The organism is Micromonospora echinofusca, assembly GCF_017614955.1.
Classification (GTDB): Bacteria; Actinomycetota; Actinomycetes; order Mycobacteriales; family Micromonosporaceae; genus Micromonospora; species Micromonospora echinofusca_A.
This window is the reverse complement of sequence record NZ_WVUH01000672.1, coordinates 1-1,105: the sequence shown is the minus strand read 5'-3', so window position 1 is coordinate 1,105 and position 1,105 is coordinate 1. Positions and strand designations below refer to the sequence as shown.

Annotated in this window: 1 protein-coding gene; it reads left to right on the top strand. The window is 75.2% G+C overall.

The window, feature by feature from the left end; translation table 11 throughout:
* Positions 1 to 1,044: putative baseplate assembly protein (locus tag GSF22_RS33780; RefSeq protein ID WP_208817942.1), on the top strand; the 1,044-nt coding region annotated here is incomplete at its 5' end.
* Positions 1,045 to 1,105: the final 61 nt, after the last annotated feature.

Here is a 1,105-nt window from a genome sequence, read left to right as displayed (position 1 = left end):
GCGCTGCCCACCTCGACCTCGATGGTGCCGGCCCCGATCGTGGCCGGGGCCGGCACCATCGAGGTCGAGGTGGGCAGCGCAGACGGCTGGCAGACCTGGCGTGAGGTGGGCAGCTTCGCCGACTCGGGTCCGGACGACCGGCACGTCTGCGTGGACCGGTCCACCGGGGAGGTGCGGTTCGGCCCGGCGGTCCGGCACGCCGACGGGACGGTACGCCGGTACGGGGGGATGCCGGCGAAGGGGGTGGTGGTGCGGATCCCGGCGTACCGCAGCGGCGGTGGCCGGCAGGGCAACGTGGCCGCCCGCACGTTGACCGTGCTCCGCGACCCGGTGCCCTTCGTGTCCACGGTGACCAACCGGACGGCGGCGTCCGGTGGGGTGGACGGTGAGTCGCTGGACGAGGCCCGGGTACGCGGGCCGCTGACCGTGCGGACCCGGGACCGGGCGGTGACCGCCGAGGACTACGCGTACCTGGCCCGGGAGGCGGCACCGGAGGTGCTGCGGGTGCACTGCGTGCCGGCCGGCGATGGTTCGTCCACGGTGTGGGTGCTGGTCGTACCGGCCCTCGGCGAGCGCCAGGAGACCGAGAACGACAGCGCCCGGTTCGAGGCGCTGCGGCCCCGGCAGGAGGTGCTGGACCGGATCAAGGCGCACCTGGACGCCCGCCGCTGCGTGGGTGCGCGGGTACTGGTCGAACCGCCGTTCTACCAGGGGGTGACGGTGCTGGCCCGGGTACGCGCGCTGCCCCGGGCCACCGTTTCCCACCCGGAACTGCGGCGGCGGGCGACGCGGGCGCTCTACGACTACCTGGACCCGGTGGTCGGTGGGCCCGACGGCACCGGGTGGCCGTTCGGCCGCCCCGTCCAGTCGGGGGAACTGCACGCCGTGCTGCAACGGGTCGACGGGGTGGACCTGGTGGAGGACGTCCGGTTGATGGGTGCCGATCCGCACACCGGTGAACGCGGGGCGGAGGTGCAGCGGCTCGACCTCGACGGCCGGGCGCTGGCGTTCTCGTACGACCACCAGGTGCGGGTCACCGGTTGACCGGTGGCCCGCCGGGCCGGGTCACCGGGCGGGGTGGCCCGCCGGAGGCAGGAGGGGATCA